Source organism: Rhodovulum sp. 12E13 (assembly GCF_003340565.1).
Taxonomy (GTDB): Bacteria; Pseudomonadota; Alphaproteobacteria; order Rhodobacterales; family Rhodobacteraceae; genus HLUCCA09.
On sequence record NZ_QPLK01000102.1, the window covers coordinates 1 to 1,226 of the forward strand.

At 57.9% G+C, this 1,226-nt stretch carries 2 protein-coding genes; one reads left to right on the forward strand and one right to left on the reverse strand.

All coding sequences use genetic code 11. The features are described 5' to 3' along the window. Positions 1 to 85 precede the first annotated feature (85 nt). A complete protein-coding gene (locus DLJ49_RS21240; RefSeq protein WP_158547553.1) occupies positions 86 to 742 on the reverse strand; it encodes a DNA adenine methylase in 657 nt (218 codons plus the stop codon). Positions 743 to 819: 77 nt separating this feature from the next. Here DLJ49_RS21240 and DLJ49_RS22680 point away from each other — a divergent pair, with 77 nt between their 5' ends. Next, the gene (locus tag DLJ49_RS22680) at positions 820 to 984 is read left to right on the forward strand and encodes a hypothetical protein (RefSeq protein ID WP_233489398.1); all 165 of its coding nucleotides are present in this window, start codon (positions 820 to 822) and stop codon (positions 982 to 984) included. The last annotated feature ends 242 nt before the right edge of the window (positions 985 to 1,226 follow it).

Below are 1,226 nucleotides of genomic sequence, written 5' to 3' on the forward strand. Positions count from 1 at the left end.
CACATAGCTGAACAGCGACCCGCTCGCCTCGTCTGTCCCGCGCATGACCGCCCCCCTCGTGACCCGGAAAGGGTGAATCATGTCCTCAAACCCGTGTCGAGGCGGCCTTTTTCAGCGGCCTGTTAAGCAAAGGACGAGCGCCTTCTGGCTGATGGCAGATTGCTCCGGCTAAAGCATCCAACAAGACGGCTTGCTCATAGGAGAAGTAGACACCCCCAAACATTATAGTCGCGGTAGCATCCTTTCCATTGTCTTCTAAGTAAGGACGAACTGCCGCCGACAGTTGTTCCCCTGTTTGCGCCGCTGCCGCAAGTGAGCCCCGATTGATGATCTGCGCCATTGGCGTAGCGTCGCCATGTTCTAGTGATCGCAGCGCATTCTCCTCGTCCTCCAATTGCGCCCCAAAGCTTGAGCGAAGCTCTTCACCGATCCTGCCTGCATCTGAAACAAGCTGCTCTTGGTCTATGCAATCGATTTCAGCGCGGCCGCTGGTCAACATGGCTCGACCGAGCACTTCTGCATAGGCTTGTACGTCCACAGCTGTCACGGGATGGTCGATAGAAAGAGCACGTGCAACCACGCTTGTTCCAGAGAAGAGATCGGCAACTGGGGCGCCTCGCGAAGCTAGATTCTGCATAGCCGACCGGATGTCGCTCAGCAGTCGCGTCTTGTTTCCAAGATATTGAATCGGACGGAAGTGCGCGAGCGGCCTTCGATCTACTAGATGCACCTGCGTTGTCACATTCGTCCCCAATATTTTGCGTTTAGTAGTACCCTCTGTTGACTGGTGTAGCAACAGATGGCGGTGGGTTCGAAAGCGTGAAGCTGATCCGCGGCTTTTTCGTCGTGCAGACGCGCCGGCCGGTCAGGCCTGTGGTGACACTCGAACTGGTCGAGGCGTGGTACGGGAACCAGGCCCAAATCAACTTTCCGGAGCGGATAGAGCTCTGTCTTGATCTCTTCTCGGATCCCAGCGCAGCTTAGCTGAAGGGTCTTATCGTACGCCAGACGTGGCAGAAGTGGGGTGTCCATGTCGCCGGCTGGACGCCTGCTGCTGAACCTACGCCTCGTACAGGCGCCGGTCGACGCCATCGACGATGATAGTGTCCCACGGCGTGGTGTAGGAGCGCCGACCCTCGGAGAGGTCAGGGCTTGATCAGGTCGCCACGGCGGGCAGCCTGACGTTGGGATTGTCGGTGACGCGGGCGAGCGTTTCAAGCGACATA